General features: G+C 63.4%; 20 protein-coding genes. 14 read left to right on the top strand and 6 right to left on the bottom strand.

Annotated elements, in window-relative coordinates; genetic code table 11:
- Window positions 1-46: 46 nt before the first annotated feature.
- Window positions 47-1,276, top strand: a complete 1,230-nt coding sequence (locus M1R55_RS27555) for a helix-turn-helix domain-containing protein (protein ID WP_249396204.1) — start codon at window positions 47-49, stop codon at window positions 1,274-1,276.
- 165 nt (window positions 1,277-1,441) lie between these two features.
- Here the strand turns inward: M1R55_RS27555 and M1R55_RS27550 are convergent, their stop codons facing one another.
- The gene (locus M1R55_RS27550; protein ID WP_249396203.1) at window positions 1,442-2,413 is read right to left on the bottom strand and encodes a hypothetical protein; all 972 of its coding nucleotides are present in this window, start codon (window positions 2,411-2,413) and stop codon (window positions 1,442-1,444) included.
- A gap of 225 nt (window positions 2,414-2,638) precedes the next feature.
- On the opposite strand from M1R55_RS27550, the gene M1R55_RS27545 reads away from it, so the two are divergent.
- The 8 genes from M1R55_RS27545 (at window position 2,639) to M1R55_RS27510 (ending at window position 12,071) form a co-directional block, all read left to right on the top strand.
- Window positions 2,639-3,790, top strand: coding sequence for an ABC transporter substrate-binding protein (locus tag M1R55_RS27545; protein WP_249396202.1), 1,152 nt, complete (start codon window positions 2,639-2,641; stop codon window positions 3,788-3,790).
- A 104-nt stretch (window positions 3,791-3,894) separates the two neighbouring features.
- Entirely contained in the window at window positions 3,895-4,944 is a 1,050-nt protein-coding gene (locus M1R55_RS27540) for a branched-chain amino acid ABC transporter permease (protein WP_249396201.1), read from the top strand.
- A 76-nt stretch (window positions 4,945-5,020) separates the two neighbouring features.
- Window positions 5,021-6,796 (top strand): ATP-binding cassette domain-containing protein, encoded by a 1,776-nt coding sequence (locus tag M1R55_RS27535; RefSeq protein ID WP_249396200.1) that lies wholly within the window; start codon window positions 5,021-5,023, stop codon window positions 6,794-6,796.
- Entirely contained in the window at window positions 6,793-7,536 is a 744-nt protein-coding gene (locus M1R55_RS27530) for an ABC transporter ATP-binding protein (protein WP_249396199.1), read from the top strand. The genes M1R55_RS27535 and M1R55_RS27530 overlap by 4 nt, the downstream gene beginning before the upstream one ends.
- Window positions 7,533-8,915: an FAD-binding oxidoreductase gene (locus M1R55_RS27525; protein WP_249396198.1), complete on the top strand. Its 1,383-nt coding sequence runs from the start codon at window positions 7,533-7,535 to the stop codon at window positions 8,913-8,915. Before M1R55_RS27530 ends, M1R55_RS27525 begins: the two co-directional genes overlap by 4 nt.
- A gap of 46 nt (window positions 8,916-8,961) precedes the next feature.
- Entirely contained in the window at window positions 8,962-10,242 is a 1,281-nt protein-coding gene (locus M1R55_RS27520; RefSeq protein ID WP_249396197.1) for an AMP-binding protein, read from the top strand.
- 96 nt (window positions 10,243-10,338) lie between these two features.
- Entirely contained in the window at window positions 10,339-11,229 is an 891-nt protein-coding gene (locus M1R55_RS27515) for a TetR/AcrR family transcriptional regulator (RefSeq protein WP_249396196.1), read from the top strand.
- On the top strand, window positions 11,181-12,071 hold the full coding sequence (locus tag M1R55_RS27510) for a cytochrome P450 (RefSeq protein ID WP_249396195.1): 891 nt from the start codon (window positions 11,181-11,183) through the stop codon (window positions 12,069-12,071). The genes M1R55_RS27515 and M1R55_RS27510 overlap by 49 nt, the downstream gene beginning before the upstream one ends.
- A 107-nt stretch (window positions 12,072-12,178) precedes the next feature.
- Here M1R55_RS27510 and M1R55_RS27505 read toward each other — a convergent pair whose 3' ends face one another.
- Both M1R55_RS27505 and M1R55_RS27500 read right to left on the bottom strand, forming a co-directional pair.
- Window positions 12,179-12,802, bottom strand: a complete 624-nt coding sequence (locus M1R55_RS27505) for a hypothetical protein (RefSeq protein ID WP_249396194.1) — start codon at window positions 12,800-12,802, stop codon at window positions 12,179-12,181.
- 105 nt (window positions 12,803-12,907) lie between these two features.
- A complete protein-coding gene (locus M1R55_RS27500) occupies window positions 12,908-15,061 on the bottom strand; it encodes an APC family permease (protein ID WP_249396363.1) in 2,154 nt (717 codons plus the stop codon).
- A 408-nt stretch (window positions 15,062-15,469) separates the two neighbouring features.
- Here M1R55_RS27500 and M1R55_RS27495 point away from each other — a divergent pair, with 408 nt between their 5' ends.
- Window positions 15,470-15,865: an HU family DNA-binding protein gene (locus M1R55_RS27495; RefSeq protein WP_019008439.1), complete on the top strand. Its 396-nt coding sequence runs from the start codon at window positions 15,470-15,472 to the stop codon at window positions 15,863-15,865.
- A 310-nt stretch (window positions 15,866-16,175) separates the two neighbouring features.
- Here the strand turns inward: M1R55_RS27495 and M1R55_RS27490 are convergent, their stop codons facing one another.
- The 3 genes from M1R55_RS27490 to M1R55_RS27480 are packed head-to-tail and all read right to left on the bottom strand — an operon-like array spanning window position 16,176 to window position 19,033.
- Window positions 16,176-17,189 carry a serine hydrolase gene (locus M1R55_RS27490; RefSeq protein ID WP_249396193.1) on the bottom strand — a complete coding sequence of 338 codons (1,014 nt, stop codon included), beginning with the start codon at window positions 17,187-17,189 and terminating at the stop codon, window positions 16,176-16,178.
- Window positions 17,186-18,136 carry an N-acetylmuramic acid 6-phosphate etherase gene (murQ, locus tag M1R55_RS27485; protein ID WP_249396362.1) on the bottom strand — a complete coding sequence of 317 codons (951 nt, stop codon included), beginning with the start codon at window positions 18,134-18,136 and terminating at the stop codon, window positions 17,186-17,188. The genes M1R55_RS27490 and murQ overlap by 4 nt, the downstream gene beginning before the upstream one ends.
- 27 nt (window positions 18,137-18,163) lie before the next feature.
- The gene (locus M1R55_RS27480; RefSeq protein ID WP_249396192.1) at window positions 18,164-19,033 is read right to left on the bottom strand and encodes a GntR family transcriptional regulator; all 870 of its coding nucleotides are present in this window, start codon (window positions 19,031-19,033) and stop codon (window positions 18,164-18,166) included.
- 153 nt (window positions 19,034-19,186) lie between these two features.
- Between M1R55_RS27480 and M1R55_RS27475 the strand changes: the two genes are divergently transcribed.
- The 4 genes from M1R55_RS27475 (at window position 19,187) to M1R55_RS27460 (ending at window position 24,201) form a co-directional block, all read left to right on the top strand.
- Window positions 19,187-20,929 carry an ABC transporter substrate-binding protein gene (locus M1R55_RS27475; RefSeq protein ID WP_249396191.1) on the top strand — a complete coding sequence of 581 codons (1,743 nt, stop codon included), beginning with the start codon at window positions 19,187-19,189 and terminating at the stop codon, window positions 20,927-20,929.
- Window positions 20,930-21,079: 150 nt separating this feature from the next.
- Window positions 21,080-22,051: an ABC transporter permease gene (locus tag M1R55_RS27470; RefSeq protein WP_249396190.1), complete on the top strand. Its 972-nt coding sequence runs from the start codon at window positions 21,080-21,082 to the stop codon at window positions 22,049-22,051.
- Between the two features lie 7 nt (window positions 22,052-22,058).
- A complete protein-coding gene (locus tag M1R55_RS27465; RefSeq protein ID WP_371827325.1) occupies window positions 22,059-23,195 on the top strand; it encodes an ABC transporter permease in 1,137 nt (378 codons plus the stop codon).
- 118 nt (window positions 23,196-23,313) lie between these two features.
- A complete protein-coding gene (locus tag M1R55_RS27460) occupies window positions 23,314-24,201 on the top strand; it encodes an N-acetylglucosamine kinase (protein WP_249396188.1) in 888 nt (295 codons plus the stop codon).
- Window positions 24,202-24,230: the final 29 nt, after the last annotated feature.

Genomic DNA, 24,230 nt, shown 5'->3' with positions numbered 1-24,230 from the left:
TGGACAGATTGTGGATTCTCCTGATCTGATTTGTAGAATGCGACAAATGCCAACGCTTGCCCAGTTGCGTGCCGTCCTGAATCTGCCCAAGGGCAAGGGGGCAAAGAAGACGTTTGGCACGCCCGAAGAAGCCGCTGCCCTGCTGCCAGATCACGCGGCGGCGCAGGTGCAAGAAGCGGTGTTGGGCCTGTTGGCGCGGGAAGCATTGGCGTCACCCGGCCTGCCGACCTTGCTCTCCACCCTGCGGGGGGCCATGTTGCATGCCCGCCCAGAACAGGAATTGACTGTGCTGTTGGCGCGACTGACCGGGGGCCGTGCCGAAATCCGGGCCAGTTGGGGGGATGTGGTGGCCTCATCTGGTACACCGCAGGGTCAGCCCCTCTCGCTGCGGCTGATGCATGGCGGGCGGCATGTGGGCGCACTCCTGCTCCATGTGCCCGCAGACTGGCAGCCCCTGTTGCCCATTGCGGCTGAATACGCTCTCCTGGCGCGGCTGCAATCGGCGGCGGCGGGTGCGGCCCGCCGGCGGGTAGGTGAGCGCACCCTGGAGGGATTGTTGTCGGGCAATGCTTCCGAGAATGCCGTGCTGGACGCTGAACACTACGCCGTTGCTGTGGCCGCTTTTTCCAGCGAACCTGCACCCGGTTTGAGGGCACGCACGGCCCGCGCCGCTGCGCTGGACGTGCTGGCGGCAGTGGGCGAGGGCTACTTTTTCGAGCGCACGCCGGGGCCAGAATCAGGTTTCGAGCGGGCCGGAGTCGTCTACTGCACCGTGCAGGACACCCGCGCTGTCTGGCTGTGGCCCACGCACGAGCTGGAGCGGGAGTCGGTTGGCCTACACGCCGCCCTGACTGCCTCTACCGCGCAGGATGTACGCCTCGGCATCAGCGGGCGGCATGTGGGAGCAGGCGCGGCCCGTACTGCATCGCACGAGGCGCGGCAGGCTCTCGCCGCCACCCGTGATGCACGCGGCCTGACCCTCTTTCACGAGATGGACGTCCTGTATGCCCTGTTGTCAGGGGGCGCACTAACGACGCTGAAGGCCCAGATTCAGGCCCGCCTTGCCGTCTTGGACGACGACGGGCGAATAGAAGCTACCTTGCGGGCCTACCTGACGCACACGGGGTCACTTTCCTTGTTGGCGGCGCGGCAGAATTTGCATGTCAATACGCTGCGCTACCGCCTACGCCGCGCCGAAGAAGTGCTGGGCAGCCGCCTGAGCGACCCGCAACTGCTGGCGCGACTGTATCTGGCGTTCGGGGCAGAGGAGGGCTGAAGCTCCCACTGCGGCATCTCAACACTAAACCCCGCCTTTAGCAATCTCTCTGGCATAACCTAGCGGCTTTTGAGCAGCAGTTCCGCCTCCGAATTCACCACCCGTGCGCCCAATCCGATCAGGCCAGCGGTAGACGGAAGGCACAGATGCCCCGCTCTCCCCCCGTCAGGGCGTGCTGGGGGCCGCGTCGTCGGTCTGCACTTGGCCCGGCTGGGACTCACCGGGGCGCTGCATTTTCCAGCCCAGGGCCAACTGCGCCGCCTGTTCAGACACCCAGCGCAGGGCGTCGCTGCGGGGGTGAGAAATGGCGCTGTGGTCTTCCCGCTTGGAAATAAAGGTTTGAATGCCCGTGTAACTTCCGTCTGGGCGGGCATTGCGGGTCAGGTCGAACAGGTAATTGATGGGCAGGCCACCCGCCGGGCCGGTGCGGGCGGGAAAGCGTTTGCTCTGCACTTCCAGGTTGCGCTCTATGTTGGGCCACACGATGTCTTTGCCCCCGAGTCTGCCAGCGGGCGTAGCAAGGTTGTCGCAGGCGGCAGCGGGCTTGGGAAAACCGGGAGCTGGATAATTCAGTGGCGCACTTGGCCGGTCTGTGGCGCGGTCTGCCTTCCAGAAGGTGCAACTGCCGTCCAGGTCGATCAGCAGGGCAAAAGTCACTTCGGGGTAGATGCGGGCCAGATAATGTGTCCAGATCACGCCTTGCGAGTGCCCCAGCAACACCAGACGCGGCGGGTTCGGCCCGGCCAACCACGTGGTTTTCATGCGCTCTAGGTCGCGCACCAACGCCCCAAAACCGGGTTGCTCGGCTAAAACCTGCCTGGAAAAAAACGTTTCGTTGGCGTTGCTGGCGTATCCCGCCGACTGCACGCTCAGGCCTGTGGTGGCCAATGCCTCGGCCACCGCGTCCACTGTGCCCCTCGGCGTCAGCGAGTCCCAGTCGTCACGCGGGGCGGCGCAGGGTGGCCCACAGCGCCCCGATACCGTCAGCAGCACCACATCGGGGGGCGGGGCGTTCAGGTTCAGGGCGGGCGACTTGCCGGGACGCCACGTCAGCGGCCCACAACCGGACAACAGAGCCGTACTGGTTAGCAGCGTGGCAAAAAGAGCGGGGCGAGCGGCGAGCGGAAGCCTGGGCATCACCCTTACTGTAGGGTCTACCAGGCAGCGAAACGTCAGCGCGGTAACGCTTGCCGCTGGCTGCCCCCATTGCGAATTTTTGTGCATTTCTCAGCGTCCCTGGGTCAGTTGGTTTGTGTGGCTAACGCTTGTTAGCCTGACCGCTTTTTCTGCTACCATCGCCCTAACCCAAGTTGCTATTTTCTCCGCCCAGTTTCACGCTCGGCGGTGTACGGAGGTTCTCCCATGAAGCGTTCCCATAAGGCCCGTCTGACCCTGACCACCTTGCTCGCCGTCTCCTCGCTGGCTCTGGCCGATGTGCGCGTGGGCGTAATTGTTTCGGCCACTGGCCCCGCTGCCAGCCTCGGTATCCCCGAGCGGAACACGGTGGCCCTGCTGCCCCAGACCATCGGCGGCCAGAAAATCATCTACACCATTTTGGACGATGCCAGCGATACCACCACCGCCGTGACCAACGCCCGCAAGCTGATTCAGGAGAACAAAGTCGATCTGATTATCGGCACGACGACCACGCCTGCCAGCCTTGCCATGATCGATGTGGCCGCCGAGAGCAAGACGCCCATGATCTCGCTGGCCGCGTCCGAAAGCATCATCAAGCCCGTAGACGCCCGCCGCTCGTGGGTCTTCAAGACGCCGCAAACCGACGCGCTGATGGCAGCGGCAATCGTGGCGCATATGCAGCAAAACAAGGTCAAAACCGTGGGCTACATCGGCTTCAACGATGCCTACGGTGAAGGTTGGCTGGCCGAACTCCAGAAGAACGCTGCTGCAAAAGGCATCCGGGTGGTCGCTACCGAACGCTACGCCCGCACCGATACCAGCGTGACCGGACAAGTGCTGAAGGTCTTGGCCGCCCGCCCCGACGCCGTGCTGATCGGCGCGTCGGGTGTGCCTGCCGTGCTGCCCCAAAAAACCCTGAAAGACCGTGGGTTTTCGGGCAAAATCTACCAGACGCACGGCGTCGCCAATGCCGACTTTTTGCGTGTGGGCGGCAAAGACGTGGAAGGTGCAATCCTCCCCGCTGGCCCCGTGCTGGTCGCCGACCAATTGCCCGATTCCAACCCTATGAAAAAGGTCGGACTGGCCTACGTGAACCTGTACGAAGCCAAATACGGCCAAAATTCGGTCAGTACCTTCGGGGCGCACATGTGGGACGCGGGCCTGCTGATGCAAAAAGCCATTCCAGCTGCCCTGAAAAAAGCCAAACCCGGCACCGCCGAATTCCGTGAAGCCCTGCGCGACGCCATCCGGGGCACGCGCAACATCATCGGCGCACACGGCATTTTTAACCTCAGCGCCACTGATCACCTTGGCCTGGACGCCCGCAGCCGGGTCATGGTGCAGGTCGTCAACAACACCTGGAAGCTCATTAAATAAGGCGTTGAGTCGTAGACCCTGAGCTATGGGCTATGGGCCGTGAGCACGCACGCTCTGGCCCGTAGCTTTTTCCTTACCTTCCCCAGCATCAAAAGGCCACGCTCTTGAATATCTTCGACCCTGCCATTTTTCCTATCCTGACTGCCGATGGCCTGACCAACGGCGCGGTGTACGCGCTCCTTTCGCTGGCGCTGGTGCTGGTGTTTGCCGTGACCCGCGTCATTTTTGTGCCGCAGGGCGAATTCGTGATGTTCGGCACGCTGACGCTGGCGAGCCTGCAACTGGGCCGCGTTCCCGGCACGCTGACGCTGCTGCTGGTGTTACTGGCGGTGTCTACCGTGCTGAACATCGTGGAAGCCCTGCGGCGCGGCGATGGACGGGCGGCGGGCATTGCTGCTGCGTCGGGCGTAGCTTTGGGCGCGGGCGTGTGGGCACTGACCACTGCGCTGGCCGCCGCCAAAGCGCCGCTGTTGGTGCAAGTCCTGCTGACCTTGCTGCTGGTGGTTCCGCTGGGGCCGCTGCTGTACCGGGTGGTGTTTCAGCCGCTCCGCAACGCGTCGGTGCTGGTGCTGCTGATCGCGTCGGTGGCGCTGCATCTGGTTTTGATGGGCATCGGGCTGATCTTTTTTGGGCCGGAAGGCAGCCGCACCCCCGCCTTTGCCGAAGGAAATACCGCGCTGGGCGGCGTGACTCTCAGCAACCAGAGCCTGCTGGTGATTCTAGTGTCGGCGGTGCTGATGCTGGCGCTGTACTACTTTTTTGACCGAACGCTGACCGGCAAGGCGCTGCGGGCCACCGCCGTAAACCGTATGGGCGCACGGCTGGTGGGCATCCGGCCTACTGCGGCGGGTTCACTGGCCTTCACGGTGGCCGCCCTGATCGGCGCACTCAGCGGCCTGCTCATCGGCCCCAGCATCGCCGTCAGCTACGACACGGGCTTCCTCATCGGCCTCAAGGGCTTTGTGGGCGCAATCATCGGCGGCCTCGTGTCCTATCCGGTAGCGGCCCTCGGCGCGCTGCTGGTCGGCCTGATCGAGAGTTACGCCAGTTTTAGCCTGAGCCAGTGGAAGGAAGTGATCGTGTTTACCCTGATCTTGCCTGTGCTGTTGTGGCGTAGCCTGAGCAGTAAGCACCATGACGAGGAAGACGAATGATCTGGTTTATTCCATTCAAGGCGCAGCCGCAAACCGCGTTGAGAGCGTGGGCAGCATTCGACGCGGGAGCCTTCCAATGACCCCCCGCCTCATCCTCACCCTCGTCGCCGCCGTCATCGCTCTCGCCCTGCCCGCCGTGCTGCCCGTGTTTCAGGTCACGCTGCTGACCAACGTGGCTATAGCGGCACTGACGGTGGTGGGCCTTGTCCTCCTGACGGGCGTGGCGGGCCTGACCAGCTTTGGCCAAGCGGCGTTTATGGGCGTGGGCGCGTACACTACCGCTCTGCTGACCACCGCCTACGGCTGGAACCCGTGGCTGACGCTGCCCGCCGGAATGCTGGTCACAGCAGGCGTGGCGGCGTTGCTGGGGCTGGCGACCCTAAGGATGCAGGGGCACTATCTGCCGCTGGCCACCATCGCCTGGGGCATCAGCCTGTACTACGTGTTCGGCAATTCGCCCGCTCTGGGCGGCTTTACTGGGCTGCGCGGCATTCCGCCCGTCAATGTGTTCGGCCTTGACCTGACCGACCCCCGCCGCTTTGCTTACCTTGCGCTCGTGTTTCTGGCACTGGGTATCCTGGCCGCGCAGTTTTTACTGTCCAGCCGTGTTGGGCGGGCTATGCGGGCGCTGCGTTCGGGCACGGTGGTCGCCGAGGCGTTTGGGGCCAATACCTTTTCGCTGCGGGTGCAGGTCTTTGTGCTCAGTTCGGTCTTTGCTTCTGCGGCGGGCTGGCTGTACGCGCATCAACAACGCTTCGTCAATCCCACACCCTTTGGCCTGAACGTGGGCATCGAATATCTGTTTATGGCCGTGCTGGGCGGCGCGGGCTACGTGTGGGGCGGCGTGGCAGGCGTGATCCTGATTACGGCGCTGCGCGAACTACTGCAAAACGTGCTGCCCTCACTTCTGGGCACGGGCGGCAATTATGAGGTGATCGTGCTGGGCATCATCATCATTCTGGTGTTGCAGTTTGCTCGGCGGGGTCTGTGGCCGCTGGTCGAGGGCCTCGTGCCCGCCGGAACGCCCCGCCTGCTGGCCCGCGCCCTGACCTTCCCGCACCGCCCTGACCCGCAACCGGGCAGCGTCATTCTGAACGTGCAGGACGCCGTGAAACAGTTTGGCGGCCTGAAAGCCGTGTCGGACGTGAGTTTCGACGTGAAGGTGGGAGAAATCGTGGGCCTGATCGGCCCAAACGGAGCAGGCAAAAGCACGATGTTCAACCTGATCACGGGTGTAAATCCGGCCACTCGCGGCAGCGTGAAACTGCTGGGCCGCGACGCCACTCGCCTGCCCGCCCGCACCATTCACCGCCTCGGCGTGGCGCGTACCTTTCAGCATGTGCGCCTGTTCCCCGAACTGAGCCTGCTGGAAAACGCCATGATGGGCGGCTACGCACGCGGCAAAGCGGGAATGATGGCCAGTCTGCTCCACCTGGAGCGGCGCGAGGAAGCGGCCCTGCAAGGCGCGGCGTTGGCCCAACTGGAGCGCGTGGGTCTGCGTGACCGGGCCTTTGATCAGGCCGGAAATCTGGCGCTGGGTCAGCAACGCCTGCTCGAAATTGCCCGTGCCCTCACCGCCGATCCTGCCTTCCTGCTGCTGGATGAACCCGCTGCGGGCCTGCGCTACGGCGAAAAGGCGGAACTATCGGCCCTGCTGAAGCGGCTCAGGGATGAGGGCGTGACTATTCTGATAGTGGAGCATGACATGGATCTGGTGATGAATCTGGTAGACCGTCTGGTGGTCATGAACGGTGGGCAGGAACTGGCGCAGGGCAACCCGCAGCAGGTGCGAGACAATCCCGCCGTGCGCGAGGCTTATCTGGGTGCGGATGTAGAGGAGGGAGCGGCATGACGTTGACCCAAACCACCGCCCCACTCCTGACAGTTCCTTTGCTGAAGGTGGACGATCTGCACGTCAGTTACGGGCGTGTGGAAGCCGTGCAGGGCGTGAGCCTCAGCGTGGGCGCGGGCCAGATCGTCAGCGTCATCGGGGCCAACGGCGCGGGCAAAAGCACCCTGCTGGGTGCGATTATGGGCGCACTCCCCTCGCGGGGGCAGGTGGAGTATGCGGGCCGCACCCTGGCCCACACGCCGCTGGAATCGCGGGTGGCAGCGGGCATGACGCTGGTGCCCGAACGCCGCGAACTGTTTTCTTCCATGACTGTGGAGGACAATTTGCGGCTGGGTGCATACACCCGCAGGCGCGAGGGCGCGGGCGACCTGGGCGGCGTCTTCACCCGCTTTCCACGCCTGGAGGAACGCCGCAAGCAATTGGCCGGAACCCTGTCGGGCGGCGAACAGCAGATGCTCGCCATTGGCCGCGCCCTGATGGCCCGCCCCAAACTACTGCTGCTCGACGAACCCAGCCTTGGCCTCGCCCCCCTGATCGTGCGCGAAATCTTGCGGATCGTGGCCGAACTGCGCGATGCGGGCGTAACCGTGCTGCTGGTGGAACAGAATGCCCGCGCTGCGCTTGCCATCAGTGATTTCGGCTACGTGCTGGAAGGCGGGCAGGTGCGCCTGAGTGGACCTGCCGCCGACCTCGCCCACGATCCGGCGGTGGTCGCGAGCTACCTGGGGGCCGGGAAGTGACCGAGGCAACGAACTGGCAGGCAGCACTGCAATCCGTCCTGACAGAGCGTATCAGCCTCGCTCCCGGCGACCTGGCGGGCCATGCCCATGATGAAGGCGTACCGTTTACCTCAATCCCCGGCGCGGTGGTGTTCGCCCACACCGAGGCCGATGTTCTGGCAACTTTGGCGGTGGCCCGTGACTTCGGCATTCCGGTCACAGCGTGGGGAGCGGGCACCAGCTTGGAAGGCGCGGCCTTGCCCGCATCCGGTGGGATCAGCCTCGATCTGGGCGCACTGGACAGCATTGCTGACATAGACCCGGTGGGCTTTACGGTGCGCGTGGGGCCGGGCGTGCGGCGGGTGGCGCTGAACCGCCGTCTGCGTCCACATGGCCTGTTTTTCCCCGTTGACCCCGGTGCAGACGCGACTCTGGGCGGCATGGCAGCCACCAACGCCAGCGGCACGACCACCGTGCGCTACGGCGGCATGCGCGAAAACGTGATGGCGGTGCGTGTGGCCCTGATGGATGGCCGCGTGCTGAATCTGGGCAGTCTGGCCCGCAAAAGCAGCAGCGGCTATGCACTCAAACAGCTTCTGATCGGCTCTGAGGGTACTTTGGGCGTTATTACGTCGCTCACGCTGCGCCTGCATCCGCTCCCGCCCGCCACCGTCAGCGCCCAACTTGCCTTCCCGGATGTGGCCGCTGCGGTGTCGGCCAGTGTCGCCCTGCGCGGTCTGGGCCTGACCCCCGAACGGTTGGAATTTGTAGATGCCGACACGGTGGCCGCCGTGAACCGCCACCGCGCCCGCTGTGACCCGGAGTTGCCGACGCTGTGGGTGGAACTGGCAGGCCGCAACACTGCCGACGCCGAAGCTGGCCTGACCCTGCTGCGCGAAGTGGCCGCCGATACGGGCGGGCAGGTAGTAGGCGAGGCCCGCACGCCCGAAGCCCAGAGCGACCTGTGGGCGGCAAGGCACGGTGTCTACGACGCTCTCCGCGCTGCATGGCCCGGTCATTCCACGCGCATCGGCGACATCTGCGTTCCGCTGTCGGCCCTCGCAGATACGGTGGAATTCATGGCTCTAACTTTGGGTCAGTCTGATCTCACTGCCCCATTGGTAGGACATATCGGAGACGGCAACCTGCATCTGCTGATGCACGCGCCACCCGACGATTCAGGGGCTTGGGCACGCATAGACCATGCGTTGCACGACATTGCCCTGTATGCACTCTCGGTAGGCGGCACCTGCACGGGAGAACACGGCGTGGGCCTACGTAAGCGCGTCTATATGCGTGAAGAACATGGCGAGGCGTTGGACGTGATGCGGGATGTGAAGGCGCTGTTCGACCCCCAGAATCTGCTGAATCCGGGGAAGGTGGTCGGAAAGCTAGATTGAACTGGCCGCCCATCCCCGTTTCGCCTGTTGACCCGCCGAGGTTCCCATGTTCCAACCGCACCTAGAAGCCCTGCCCCTCCCCGAACTCCGCGCCCTGCAACTGTCACGCCTACAAAGTATGGTGGCGCGACAGTGGGAACATGTGCCCCCCTACCGCGCCAAATTCGAGGCGGCGGGCCTCATCCCAGACGACCTGAAGACGCTGGACGATCTGGCCCGCTTCCCCTTCACTTACAAGTCCGATCTACGCGACAGTTATCCGCTGGGCCTGACCGCCGTGCCCCGCGCCGACCTGCGCCGAATTCACGCCAGCAGCGGCACGACTGGCCGGGCGACCATCGTGGCCTACGACGACAACGACCTGAGCGTGTTTGCCGAAGTGGTGGCCCGCAGCCTGTACGCAGGTGGCGCACGCCCCGGCATGACCTTTCACAATGCCTACGGTTACGGTCTGTTTACGGGCGGTCTGGGCACGCACGCCGGGGCCGAGCGGTTGGGGCTGTGTACCGTGCCCGTGTCGGGCGGCGGCACCGAGCGGCAGGTGCAACTGATTCTCGATCTTCAGCCAGAAGTGATCGCCTGCACCCCCAGTTACGCCCTCGTGCTGGCCGACGAATTTGCTCGCCGCGGCTTAAGGCCAGCCGATATTTCCCTGCACTACGCCGTGTTGGGCGCAGAACCCTGGGCCGAAAAAACGCGGGCCGAAGTGCAGACCCGGCTGGGCGTGCGGGCCACCAACATCTACGGTCTGTCGGAAATCATCGGCCCTGGCGTCAGCAACGAGGACGCCGCCGAGCAGAGCGGAAGTTACCTCTGGGAAGATCATTTCTATCCCGAAATCGTGAATCCCGACACGGGCGAGGTGCTCCCAGACGGAGAATACGGCGTGCTGGTGCTGAGCAGTATTTCGCGCACCGCCCTGCCGATTCTGCGCTACTGGACGGGCGACATTACACGCCTGTTGCCCGCTGCCAACACTACAGGCCGCACGATGCGCCGCATGGATCTGATCCGGGGCCGCAGCGACGACCTGATCATCCTGCGCGGCGTGAACGTGTACCCCACGCAACTGGAAGCCGTTCTGCTGGGCATGGGACAGGTCAGCCCGCATTACCACATCACTCTTACGCGCACCGGAACCCGCGACGACCTGCGCCTGCAACTGGAAACCAGCGATCAGGGCGCGGCGTTGCGAGACGAGGTGGCCCGCCTGATCAAGGCCCAGGTAGGCGTGACGGTGGAGTGCGTGTTGTGCCCGCTCGGAACGTTGCCCCGCAGCGAAGGCGGCAAGCTGAAACGGGTAACGGATTTGCGGGGGGAGCGGTAGGGAATCTAATTTGGGGTCATGGGGAAGGGCGTCTAAGGGTCTAGGGTCGAAGGGAAGGGCAAGCGCATAGGTTTTAGTTGCTTGCAAAGTACTGCTGTGCAGAAAGGGCCGGCCGCCGCGAGGCGCACGCAGATTCTGGAGGCGGCGGCCACCGTATTTGCCGAGAAGGGGTTTCATCCGGCCACTATTCGGGATGTGGCTTGGGCGGCGGGGGTGGCGGACGGCACCATCTACAACTGTTTTGAAAACAAGCCTGCGCTGCTGCTGGGTCGGTTTGAATTCATAAGTACGCGGGCGCAGAAAAACATCGACCCAGCCAGCTTTGCGGGCCTGAGCCAATGCGACTTTATCGCTGCTTACCTTGCCCACTCGCTGCGGGCGCTGGAGGCCGACAACTTCGAATGGTTCCGGGTGATCGTGTCCGAAATGATGGTCAACTTGGAGTTGCGCGGGCGGTTTTCGGCGCAGGTGCTAGAGCCGATGCTGGCGGGCGGCGAGGCGGCATTCGGGCGTTGGGCCGCCCAGAACGGGGATTCTGGGCCTGCTGCAACGGGTCTTGGGCGACGAAGTATTGGAAGAAAACTGGGCCGACTTGCCAGTAATGCTAGCCGATCTTCTAATAGAAGGCTTTATGCAGGATCAGGCATGAATCCCGCCGATCTGCTGACCGTGCCGCTGAGTTCCCTGACTCAACCCAACATGACCGACCCGGCGTTCAAGGCCGACCCATTCCCCTTTTACGCCCGCCTGCGCGAAGAAGCGCCCGTGTTTCCGATCACGCTGAAGCTGCGCGGCCAGCAACGGGCCTGGTTGGTCACACGCTACGAAGACGTGCTGGCCGTGCTGAAGGACGATAGGCGCTTTGTGAAAGACAAACACAACGCAATGTCGCCCGAACAACTCAGGCGTGCGCCGAAGCTGCGCCGGGGTTCGGGGCGTTGCAGCGCAACCTGCTCAGTCTCGACGGGGCCGACCATGACCGCCTGAAAGTGCTGGTACATGAGGCGTTTACGCCGTGCCGGGTGGAAGGCATGCGCGACATCACCCAGAGTGTGACCGACGCTGCGCTAGACCGGGCGCAGCGCCTCGGCCTCTTGGACTTGGTGGCCGATTTTGCCCGGCCCGTGCCCCTGACCATCATTGGCCGCATCTTGGGCGTGCCCGAGCAGGACGACGCCACATTCAACCTGGGTATGAAGGCATTTGTCGCCATGGGTGGCAGCCCCAATCCGCCGCTGCTGGCCTTTGTGGGCTACCTCCGCAAGTTGATCAAAACGCGGCGGGCGCGGTCTGGTGACGACCTGATTTCGGCTCTAATGCAGGCCCAAGACAGCCCCGATCACCTGACCGACGATGAGATTCCGGCGATGGTGTTTTTGCTGCTCAGCGCTGGACACAAAACCACCGTGAACCTGATCGGGAGTGGCGTACTGGCGTTGCTGCAACACCCTGAGCAACTGGCCCGCCTGCGAGCCGATTCCAGTCTGCTCAAATCTGGGATAGAAGAACTGGTGCGCTTCGTCGTGCCCGCCGAAACGGCCACCGAACGCCACGCCGCAGAGGACGTGACCATTGCAGGGACGCGCATTCCGAAGGGCGAATTGGTGCTGGCGGTCATCGTGTCCGCCAACCGTGACCCCACCGTATTCCAAGACCCGGATAGCTTGGATGTAGGTCGCCAGAACAACAAACACCTGTCGTTCGGTCAAGGCCTGCACTACTGCCTGGGTGCGCCCCTGTCGCGGCTAGAGGCCCAGATTGCCATCGGCACGTTGCTGAGGCGAGCGCCGAATCTGCGCTTGGCCGCCCCACCGAGTGGATTGCAGTAGCGCAAAAGTATCATCGTGCGGGGGCTGGAAAGCTTGCCAGTGACGCTGTGATGGGCCGGACGGCTGGGCATCACTTGCCCCTTAGAGTTCCCCTAACCCCCAGCCTCCTACTCTGCCGCTTGCGCTCCCGCTTTCACCAGTTGCTGCCCCGTTTCCGGCAAAGTGGCGGTCACTTCCCCATGCGGCGAGACGGCCAGCACGCGGCGTTCGGCCAAAGTCCACAGCGCCCGGTGAACGGGCATTTCGGCCTCGGCCTTGCCAGTGGGGGCCAAACGGTCGAGGAGTTGCGTATAGCGCAGAGGTTCCGGCGTTTTGCCGCCTGCCCACGCTGTCGTCTGGGCCACCAGGGTCAAGATTTGGCGCTGCACTGGGTTTTCTGCCGTGTCCAGCAACACTTGGCGGGCGAGCAGGCGGGCGGCTTCGGCTTCGCGTTCTTGCCTGCGGCGGGCCAGCAGGTCGGCCACCTCGTCGGGTACCACGTTGCCCCGGCGCTCAAAAATCAGTTGTTCCAGACGCGCGTCGGCCCGCTCCTTCACCGAGGCTCTGGCTTCCCGCACGCGGCCCCGCACACCTTCTGCTGCGCCCTGTACCCGGCCATCTTGGCGTACCACATCGGCCACCCGCCGCGCCGCGCCACGCACGCCACCTGTGGCAGTGGCCGGGGCATCTTCGGGCGTGCGGGTGGCCGATTCCACCAGTCCGGTCAGACGAATCAGGGTTCGCAGCTTCATGGCGGTAGTTTGCCCTATCGGACGGCGTGTCAAGGTGAGGCGAGGGGGAAACCCATCTTGCGGTTTCCCCCTCGCCCTGCTGCCCAGCCCCCTTGGTTGAGGTGCCTATCCCCCCGCGTGCACCACCGGACGCCGCTTGCGTTCGGGTTCGGCCTGCCGCAAAATCTCGTGCGTCAGGGGCGGAATGTCGCCTTCTCCAGCAATCAGGAAGCGCAGGGCGTTGCGTACCGGGCTTTCTTCATCCCATTCGAAGTACACGTGGGGCGGTACACCCGTCTCGTCGCGCACATACAGGAGGAAGGCGGCAATGGCGTTGGGCACGCTGCTGGCTCCCTTCAGGCGCAGGATTTGATACGGCCCGACATGGTGCCCGGTCACTTGCAGATCGTCGCTGAAGCTGCTGGCATCCCGGATCTGCACTTCTAAAAAGGTGGCGGTATCTCGGCCCGGCAGGTGGGTATCGGCCCGCACTTCCAGTTCCTTCTCGCGGTATTCGTCGGCATCTCCGGCGTCCAGCGCGTTGGCGATCAGGCGCAGCGGGCGACCCTTGGTGCTGCCCATGATCAGGCGGGCGGTGTCGTCTACGGTAATGGAATTGGCCCGGAGTTCGGTGCTGCGGCTGACCCGGCTGGCAATACTGAGGGCCAAAATAGCTCCGATAAACATCAGCGCGATATACAGACCTTCCGGGCGGCTGATGACCGTGACGGCGCTGGTATAGAGGAACAGGATGCTGACGAGAGCAAACGCGAAGGCGGGCCAGCGGTGTTTGCGTCGCAGTTCGGTCAGGAACACGGCAATGGCCGCCGAGGTCATCAGCGCCAGCACGCCGGTGGCATAAGCGCCCGCCTGCGCGTCTACGTTGGCCCTGAACAGAATAGTGACGAGGGCGCTGATGAGCGTGAACACAACGGCCAGCGGACGGGTGGCGCGTGCCCAATCGGGAGCCATGCCGTAGCGGGGCAAGTAGCGCGGCACGATGTTCAGCAGGCCCGCCATCGCGCTCGCCCCGGCAAACCACAGGATCAGGATAGTGGCAATATCGTAGACCGTGCCGAAGCCTTCGCCCAGTTTTTCGTGCGCGAGGTACGCCAACGCCCGTCCGTTGGCTTCTCCGGCAGGCTTGAAGACCCGCACCTGATCGCTGCCTGTTGCGGGCGTGGGCGTTACGGTTATGGTCAGGGGAACCACTCCAACCGATGTCTGGGCCTGCACTGTGTACGTGCCCGTCTTGCCTGCCGTCAGGGGCACGGTATAGACCTCGCTCGGGCGGGCCGGGTCGTCCAACGGCATATTAAACACCGCGCGGCCAGCGTTCAGATCGGCAGCATTCACATTGCGCGTGAGGGTAATCGCAGGCCAAAACTGGGCACGCGGAATGAGGAATGTGGTCACCAATGCCGATCCCATCAGCAGCACACTCATGATCAGAGCAGCGGTGGTCAGCAGTTTTTTGGTGTTCCGAATGCGCCCGGTGGGTTTGGCCTCGGTGTCGCCTGCATTGCCGCGCACCAGTGGCATCACCACTACGCCCGTTTCAAATCCGCTGAGGCCCAGCGCGAGGCGTGGAAACACCAACAGGGCCGCGCCGATTAGGGCCAGCGGCGACAGGTAGGTGGTCGTGAGCGCCTGCCACCAATCCCCGATGACCTGCGGCGCGCCCACCACGTCCAGCACGCCGCGCCCAATGACGACAGCACTCAGCGCGATATACAAAATGACGATGCCCACCGCAATCCCGATGGCTTCTTTGAACCCCTTTAGGAAGACCGCGCCCAGCAAGGCAATCAGCGTGAGGGTCACTGGAACCTGCGTGCCTTCCAGCGCCTCTTTCAGAAACGGGTTTTCGATCAGGTGGGCCGCGCCGTCTGCCGCCGACAGCGTGATCGTAATAACGAATCCGGTGGCGACAAAGCCGATCAGGGCCAGCACCAGCAGTTTGCTGGGCCAGTACGCCAGCAGCCGTTCCAGCATAGAAATACTGCCGTCGCCGTGCGGACTTTCCTCGGCTACGCGGCGGTACATGGGCAGCGCCCCAAACAGTGTAACCAGCACCAATACCAGCGTTGCGACCGGACTCAGTGCCCCCGCTGCCAGCGCTGCGATGCCCGGTTGGTACCCCAGCGTGGAAAAGTAATCCACACCCGTCAGGCACATCACTTTCCACCAGGGCTGAGTATGGTGCTGGGTCTTTACCTCACGTTCTTCTTCGTAAAATCCTTCTTTTTCGGGCTGTCCGGTGTCCAGAAACCAGCGCATGAAGGGACTGGCAGGCGGGCGAGGATTATGGGGCGACGATTGGGGAGATGGGGCAGGATCCGGCACGCCCATCAGCTTAGGGGCCAATTGGCCAGGTTGCATTGGCCAACTGGCCAGACAGCTTCAGTCTATTTCCCTTTCGTATAGGCGTGCGGAAGGCATTTTCAGTCCGTTTTCAACCCTTTTGACTCGGCTGCAGTTCACTCGCGCCGCCTTCCGGCCTTCATTCTTGCCACATAAATAGGGCGAGGCCCACCACAACGGTATTCTTCGCCTTAATCTACGCAAGATGGGCTGAGACGAAATTATGCGTGTGGCACGCAGTTTCTATTTTCTGCATTTTCATAAGGGCGTGTCAGTGGGCTTTGCGGGGACTCCCCCCCCTTCACAGCGCACAATTCATATGTCATGCTGCTCACCATGACGAAAAAGTCGACGAAGGCCCCCGCCAAGAAACCCGCTGCCGCCGCCCCCAAAGCTGCGAAGGCCCCCGCCAAGGCTGCTGCCGTAGCCGCCCCCGCTGAAAGCAACAAGGTCGCCAAGACCCAACTCGTCGAGCAGATCGCCGACAAGACCGGCCTGACCAAGAAGCAGAGCGAAGAAGCCGTCAGCGCCATGCTCGACGTCATCGTGACCGCCGTCAAGAGCGGCAAGAGCGTGGGCCTGCCCGGCCTCGGCACCCTGAGCGTGAAGGCCACCGCCGCCCGTACCGGCGTGCGCCCCGGCACCAGCGAGAAAATCCAGATTCCCGCAGGCAAGAAAGTGGCCTTCAAGGTCGCCAGCACCCTGAAGGGCAACCTCTAAGACTTTTAGAGGCTAGACCGGGCTGCTCCCAAGTGGGGTGGCCCGGTTTTTTTGGTGCGAGGTGGTGACAGAAGGGCAATCGCTACGCTCATTCCCCCTCACCCCGCTCCTTTACAGCGCCCCTTTCTTCGAGCTGTTCCAGTCGCACAAGGGACGAGGGTAAAACCCGAACACCAAATCTCAATCTAAGTCCCTCGCCGTAACGTTTTAGCTTTACTGAGCGAAGCGAGTATCGAAGATGGGAGGGCGCACTGGGAATGGAGAGGTTCCGATGCTCTTCCGGAAACTCGCAATGTTACGTGCGCCCTCCCTAACTCCCCGCCAGTAACGTGTTCCCCACCGCCCGTCGTAAGCCCTGAATATCAACTGCAGAATGCCGGGTTGGGTGAACGCGGTTGGTCAGCAGCACCCATGCCACGCCGCGCACCGGGTCAATCCACAGTCCAGTGCCTGTGAATCCGGTGTGACCAAAGGCTTGTGGGCTGCACAGGCTGCCGCCGCTCCAGCCGGGTTGGGCCTGCACAAAGGCGAGAGTGCGGCCTTCTGCGTGAGGTTGGACTGCCAAAGCTTGTGCGGCAGGGGAGAGCCAGCCACCCCGTAACAAAGCTCCGGCCTGCGCCAGTACACCCGCCAGTGTGCCGAACAATCCTGCGTGACCCGACACTCCGCCCAATGCGGCGGCGTTCTCGTCGTGTGTTTCGCCGCGCAGCATTCGCTCTCTCCACAGGCAATGTTCGGTAGCTACGCTTCGGGCCAGGTCGGGGGCAAAGGTCAGGCCGTCGTCCAGCGCAAAGTCGCGCAGGGTTTGCCCATACACCCGCTCCAGCACGCGCCCCAGCAGCATGTAGCCCAAATCTGAGTAGACGACTTGCCCTGCTTCGGCCACTTGCCAAGGCTCCTGCAACAAGCGGGCGCGGATGGTGCCGGCGTCGCCCCACGTGTACAGCGGCGACCACGCGGGCAAGCCTGCCGTGTGGGTCAGCAGTTGCCTCAGCGTGCGCTCCTTCAACGGCGTGATCTGCATCCACGCGAGGTCGGGCAAGTGGGCCGACAAGGAGTCGTCCAGATCGAGGCGGCCCGCTTCTACTGCTCGCAAGACTGCCCTCGCCGTAAACAGCGGTTTGGTCAGGCTCGCCAAATCCCACCAGAAATCCGGTTGTAGTGGCACGGCGTCCGGCACAAGTTGCGCGTGCCCCAGCGTCAGTGTGTCTGATGTTGGGGTGTCACGCCTGCCGTCCATCCAGACGACACCCAGCGCGGCTCCGGGGAGACCGCCCCCATTCACTGCTTGCTGCAATAAGGCGCGGGTGGCGTCGGGAATCACGACTCCACCCCACCTGTTTCGCCCAATGCAGTCCGGGCATGGCCGCCCGACGCTGCCAAGCGCGCTTCGGCATCTGCCGCCGTCACGTTCAGCCGCAGCATCACCAACGCTGTTTTAACACTGCCGCCCGTGCTGTCCAGCACAGCTTTCGCGGTGGCTTCGTCTGCGCCTGTGGCGTGGCACACCAGTCTCATGGCTCGGTCTTCCAACTTGGCGTTGGTGGACTTCACGTCGACCATCAGGTTGCCGTATACCTTGCCCAGCCGCACCATCAGGGCGCTCGACAGCGTATTCAGCGCGATTTTCTGGGCGGTTCCGGCTTTCAGGCGGGTGCTGCCGCTGATCACTTCGGGGCCAGTGTCCAGCAGAATGGGGCAGTCGGCGGCGTGCAGCAAGGGCGTGCCGGGGTTGTTGGCAAGTGCAATCGTCAGCGCCCCCGCCTCCCTCGCGGCCCGCACTGCGCCGAGAGCATACGGCGTGGTTCCGCTGGCCGCTACCGCAATCAGCACATCCAGTGGCCCAATCTGTACCGCCAGCACGTCCCTCGCCCCGCCTTCCTCATCGTCTTCCGCACCCTCTACCGCCTGCCGAATGGCCCGCTCTCCGCCCGCGATCAGGGGTACAGCCCGCTCTGGCGGCCAGGAGAAGGTGGGGGTCAGTTCGGTGGCGTCCAGCACGCCCAATCGCCCGCTGGTGCCCGCGCCTGCATACACCAGGCGGCCTCCGGCCTGTAGGCGGCCCAGTGCGGCTTCTACGGCCTGTGCCAGGGCTGGGGCAGCGGCCTGCACCGCATTCAGCGCGTCTTGCTGATCCAGTACCAGCACCCGCACGAGGGCGGCAGCGTCCAGCAGATCAAGGTCGGCATGGTCGGGATGCACCCGTTCGGTGCGGCGCGGGTCTTGGTCAGGGGCAGTCGGCAGAACAGAATCTATCGGCTCAAGCATCATTGTCTCGGTTCCCCCACGTTCCACGCTCTACCCTCCACGTTGTTTCTCCTGCTCCTGGCCGCCCTGCAACTCCATCACGAAGTCGTAGCGGTCGCCCCGGTAATGGGCGCGGGCATGTTCTATCGGGCGTCCTGCCGCCGTCCAGGACACGCGCTCGGTGGCAATCAGGGCCGCGCCGGGGGCGATGTCCAGCAGGGCGGCCAGCTCTGCGTCGGCGTTTACGGCCCGCAGGTGCCGAATAGCCCGGTGAGGACGCAGTCCACGCGCCGCGAGTAGGGCATATAAACTGGCGTCTGTCACGGCGTCCAGCGTCAGGTCTGGGGCGAGGGTGGCGGGCAGGGTGCTGTCTTCTATCGCCAAGGGTTCTCCGCTGGCCGTTCGCAATCGGCGCAGCCGGATCACGCCTTCAGTGGGCGACAGGGCCAGCGTCATGGCTTCTTGCGGCGTCGGATACCCACGCTCGAACCGCAGCACCCGCGCCCCCGGAATCAGGCCCCTGGAGCGGATATCGTCGCTGAATCCGGTCAGAAGTCCGAGTGGGCGCGAGGCAAGGCCGGACGCCGCTTGCTGGTTTGAGTGTTGAACCGAATCCTCAGAGAGGCCAACCTGCCCTGCTGAACTGACCTCGCTTGAAAGAACGTCGTTGGAACTGACAAACGTACCGCTGCCGTGCCGCCGCACCAACAAGCCCCGCTCGGCCAATACCGCCAAGGCCTGCCGCACCGTAACCCGCGAAATGCCGAGTGTGTGGGCCAATTCCCGTTCGGCGGGTAGGGCGCTGCCTCGGCTGATGGCCCCGGCTTCTATGCCCTGTTCCAGTCCATGCGCCACCTGCACATACACAGGAGTAGCACTGTCCGCATCTAGCGGAATGGCCCAGGGCAACGCGGCGGTCATGGTTAAGACCATACCACTTCCACACCTCTATGCAACCACTGGGCCAAAACTTGTCAGGGGCTTGCAAGTGGAGTGCAAGTGGTATTAGTCTAGGGAGGCTTAATCCACAACCCGCCCGCATTTCCCGCACCACCTCATTTCTGGAGGCTGTCTATGTTAAAACGTTCCTCTACCGCGCTGGCCCTGATGACGCTCGCCCTCGCCGGGGCCGCCTTCGCCGCGCCCAAAAAAGTGACTGGGTACGGTGCACTCGGTATCGTTGATGGAAAGCCGGGCGGCACCTACACCCTCGCTCTCGGTGACAGCCCCCAAAGCCTGAATTATTACGGCGTCATCGACAGCAACCTCGGCCTGGTGGCCCAGCAGATGTTCGACGGCCTGATGGAATTCAACCTGTCTTCCTACAAGCTCGAACCCGCACTGGCCGAAAGCGTGGCCGTCAGTAGCGACGGCAAAACCTACACCTTCAAGCTGCGGCGTGACGTGAAATGGAGCGACGGACAGGCCTTCAACGCCGACGACGTGATGTACACCTACGAAAACCTGATCATGAATCCCGAAGCGCGGGCGGGCGATCCAGGCAACTTCAAGCTGGACGGCAAGCCGGTAGAAATGAAGAAAGTGGACGCCTACACGGTGCAGTTCGTCTTGCCCCGCGCCGCGCCTGCCTTCCTGCTTCAGCAACGCTATTTCATTATGCCGCAGCACAAATTTGGCAACGTCAAGGGTGCCGCCGTAAACAACGTCTGGCCCAGCAACACCGCCCCAGCCGATATCGTCGGCACCGGGCCGTTTAAGCTTGCCAGCTACACCGCAGGCCAAAAAGTGGCCCTGACCAAAAACGCCAACTACTGGAAAGTAGACGCCAAAGGCACCAAGCTGCCCTACCTGAACGCCGTAGAATTCCTGATTATCCGCGACCCACAGGCGCAGGTGGCCCAGTTCTTGGCGGGCAACGTGGATCAGCTCAACGTGACTGGGGCGCAGTTCCCCGACCTCAAGCAGCGTGAAGTATCAGGCGCGGCCTTCAAGGTCTTCCGCTCTACGGCCCTGTTCGGCAGCCCGCCGTTCGTGGCCTACAACTTTGATGCCAAAGACGCGGCCCTCGCCAAACTGTTCAGCGATGTGCGTTTTCGCCGCGCCATGCAGGGCGCCCTGAACCGAGACCGCATCATTGACACCGTATACAACGGCCTCGCCAGCCTACCCGGTCACGGCGTGGCTCCGGTTAACAAAGATTGGTACGCCAACACCAAACCGCAACTCGGCAACTTCAACATCGCGGCGGTGGGCACGGCCCTCAACGCCCTCGGCATCCGCGATACCAACGGCGACGGCGTGCGCAACTTGCCCGGTGGCAAGAATTTGGAATTCGACTTGACCTACGGCACAGATTCCAGTGTGTACCCATCGCTCGCGGCCATCATCCAAAGCGACTTTGCCAAGGCGGGCGTGAAGGTCAACCTCAAGGGCATTTTGTCCAGCAAGCTCCTGTCGACCGGGCAAAGTGGCGACTGGGAAATGATCCTGCACGCGTTTGGCGACCAGCCCGACCCCGAACTCCGCAAACCCATCTGGCAACCCGGCGGGGCGCTGTACTACTGGCACCGCTCCTTGCAGCCCGCCGTAGACGGCTCCACCCCCAACGTCGCCAGAATGTTCCCATGGGAAAAAGAAATCTACTCGATCTTCAATGACGCGGCCACCACCTCCAGCCGCTCGACCCGCAAGGCGCTGTACACCCGCTGGCAACTGATTTTCGCTCAAAACTTGCCCGTCACGCCCCTTGCTAAGCCCGAAAACATCGGCGCAGTCAGCAACAAGTACGGCAACTACGTGTACAACCTCGGCGTCATTCCGGGCTACAACCCCGTGCCGCTCATTTTTCAGAAGTAAGCCGAACATCTAGAACTGACAATTGGGGCGCGTGGCGTGTGGAAGGGCAGAAAACGCCCCACCAGCCCACGCGCCCCAGTTGTTGCCGCCCAATTCAAGGAGTTGTCCCATGTCTCCCCACACCCCACACTCCACAGCCCACCCTCGGCCATGCTGACCTACACGCTGCGCCGCTTGCTGGGCATGATTCCCACCATCCTGATCATCAGCGTGGTGTGCTTTGCCGTGATCAAGCTGCAACCCGGAAATTTTACCGACCAGTATCTAGAAGACCCGCGTTTTACACAGGAAACGGCGGACGCGATCCGGCGGCAACTGGGCCTCGACCAACCCGCCGCCGTGCAATATGGCCGCTGGCTGTGGGGCGTGGTGTCGCGCTTCGACTTCGGCTACTCTTTCTTTCAAAACCGCCCCGTGACCAGCGTCATTGGCGAACTCCTGGGTTGGACGGTGCTGATTTCGGGCCTCACGCTGCTGGTTAGCTGGTTAATCGCCGTTCCACTGGGCATCTACACGGCGTTCAACCGCAACGGCTTCGGCGCACAGGTCGCCAACTTTTTCGGGTACATCGGGCTGGCAATTCCTGATTTTCTGGCGTCGTTGCTGCTGGTGGCCCTCGTGCTCAGCTTGGGCGGCACCAACGTGGGCGGCATTCTCAGTTCTCAGTACATAGACGCGCCGTGGTCGTGGCCCAAAGTGCTGGATTTGCTGAACCACCTCTGGATTCCGGTCATCGCTATCGGGTTGGAGGGCGTGGCGGGCCTGATGCGCCAGATGCGGGCCTCGATGCTGGATGTGCTGACGCAGGATTACGTGCGGACGGCCAAAGCCAAGGGCCTGACGCAGCAAAAAGTCATCTGGCGGCATGCCGTCCGCAACGCCATCAATCCCATGATCAGCCTCGCCGGACTCAGTTTGCCCGCCCTGATCAGCGGCACCATCGTCGCCTCCATCGTGCTGAACCTGCCCACCATCGGCCCCATGCTGTACACCAGTCTGCTGAATAAGGATCAATACATGGCCCTGACGCTCTTGATGATGAGCGCTGTGCTGCTGCTGCTGGGCAACCTGCTCTCCGATCTGCTGCTGGCGTGGTCTGACCCACGGGTGAGGTACTCATGAACGGAGCATGGAACGTGGATTGTGGGCCGTGCGGAGAACGGCTGTGACGACCATTTCTGCCCCGGCTGCGGTGGCCCGCGTGCCTTCGCCCCTCGCCCTGGCCTGGCGGCGCTACCGAAAATCCCGGCTGGGCGTTCTTGGTGGCTGGATGCTGCTCGTGCTTTACCTGATCACGCTGTTTTCGCCGTTTCTCGCGCCGTATTCGGTCACGGCGCAGCATGAAGCGTTCAGTTACCAGGCTCCGCAAGCCGTGCATATCGTCCACAAGGGTCAACTCACTCGGCCCTTCGTGTACGGTGTCAAACAGGGTCGCGACCCAGTCACGTTTGCCCGCACCAACGTCGTAGACCGGGAAAACCCCGTGTATATCGGCCTGTTCGTGCGCGGGGAACCTTACCGCTGGCTGGGCATTCCCTCCACCGTTCACCTGTTCGGCGTGCCCGAAGGCCAGTTCTTCTTCCCCCTCGGTACCGATCTGCTGGGCCGCGATTTGTTGTCGCGCATGCTGGTCGGTGGGCAGGTCAGCCTCACGGTGGGCGTGCTGGGCGTGCTGATTTCCTTCGGCATCGGCATCATCATGGGCGGCATCAGTGGGTATTACGGGGGCCGCACCGATGACATCATTCAGCGGGTCGTAGAAGTGCTGCTCAGCTTTCCGCGCCTGCCTATCTTGCTGGCCATCAGCGTGCTCGTTCCGGCCCGATGGCCGTCTACCTGGGTGTACGCGGGCATCGTGGCGGTGTTGGCCCTGATCGGCTGGGCCAGTGTGGCGCGGGTGGTGCGTGGGCAAGTGCTGGCGGCCCGGCAACTCGATTACGTGTCGGCGGCTCAGGCGCTCGGTGTGCGCGACCTGCGCGTCATCCTGCGCCACGTCATGCCCAACCTCAGTTCCTTCCTGATCGTGTCGGCCACCCTCGCTCTGCCGGGCTACATCATCGGAGAAAGTACGCTGTCGTTTCTCGGCGTGGGCATCAAGGAACCCATGACCAGTTGGGGCCTGCTGCTGAAGGAAGCCAACAATTTTGAAACGTTGGCGGGCCGTCCGTGGCTGCTGGCTCCGGGCTTGATGATTTTTCTGTCGGTGTTAGCTTTCAACTTTTTTGGTGATGCCCTGCGCGACGCCGCAGATACCCAGAGTCGTTAAGATTCCAAGCCGCTCATATTCAGATCCGCTGAGCTAGCGCCGCCAACACCGCTCATAGCCCTTCAACTACCGTACACTGCTGAGAAATGTCTTTCGTCTCCTTCACTCTGGTAATTTCTTGACGCGCTCGCCCCTGCTGTTGGGTCTAGATGCGGGCGGTAGCGGTACCAAATGGGTGCTGGTGCGCGGCGGTGTCACGGTGGCTTCGGGCGTGACGCCGCCGCTGACTGCTACCTTGCTGGCGTCAGCGGTGGGTGCGGCGAATCTGGCCGCCTTGGCCGCCGCCTTGCCCGGCCAGCCCGACGCTCTGCACGCCGGGATGCCCGCCCTGAGCACCGATTCGGCCCGCGCCGCCGAGGTCAGGCTGCTGTTGGCGGGCGCACTGAATCTGGCCCCCGAACGGGTCGGCGTGGAGGGCGACCTTGATCTGGCCTACCGCGCCCATCTGCGGCCCGGTGCCGGAATTTTGGTGTATGCAGGCACGGGCAGCATCGCCTACCACGTGGCCGAAAGCGGCGCAGTGGTGCGGGCGGGCGGGCGCGGCTTCCTGTTGGGCGATGAGGGCGGCGGCTTCAGCATAGGCCGGGCGGCCCTGCGCCTGATAACCGACGCACTGGACTTGGGCCGGGTGCCAGACTCCATCTTGGCGCGGGAGGTTGCCGCTATCACAGGCGGTTTGGATTGGAGCACTGTGCGTGCTTTTGCTTACGCCACTCCCGGCGCCTCTGCCATGGCCCAGCTTGCCCCTGCCGTGGGCCGCGCCGCCGATGCCGGAGATGCCGAAGCCCTGGCGATTTTGGAGGCATCGGCGGCGGCTCTGGCCGAACTGGCACGGCGGGTGCGGACACGGGTAGGGCCGCTTCCCGTTACCCTCTCAGGCGGCGCACTGCGGGTCAGTCCCTTATACCCCGCCCTGCTGACCCGCGCCCTGCCCGGTGCGGTGGTGCAGCAGCGCAATCATGCAGAAGCGGCGGCCAGAACAGCGGCGGTGCTGGTAGGGCAGTAGATAGGGAAGGGCAGGACAAGAATAAAGCT

The organism is Deinococcus sp. QL22 (assembly GCF_023370075.1).
GTDB lineage: Bacteria > Deinococcota > Deinococci > Deinococcales > Deinococcaceae > Deinococcus.
This window is presented reverse-complemented; position numbering and strand designations above follow the sequence as displayed.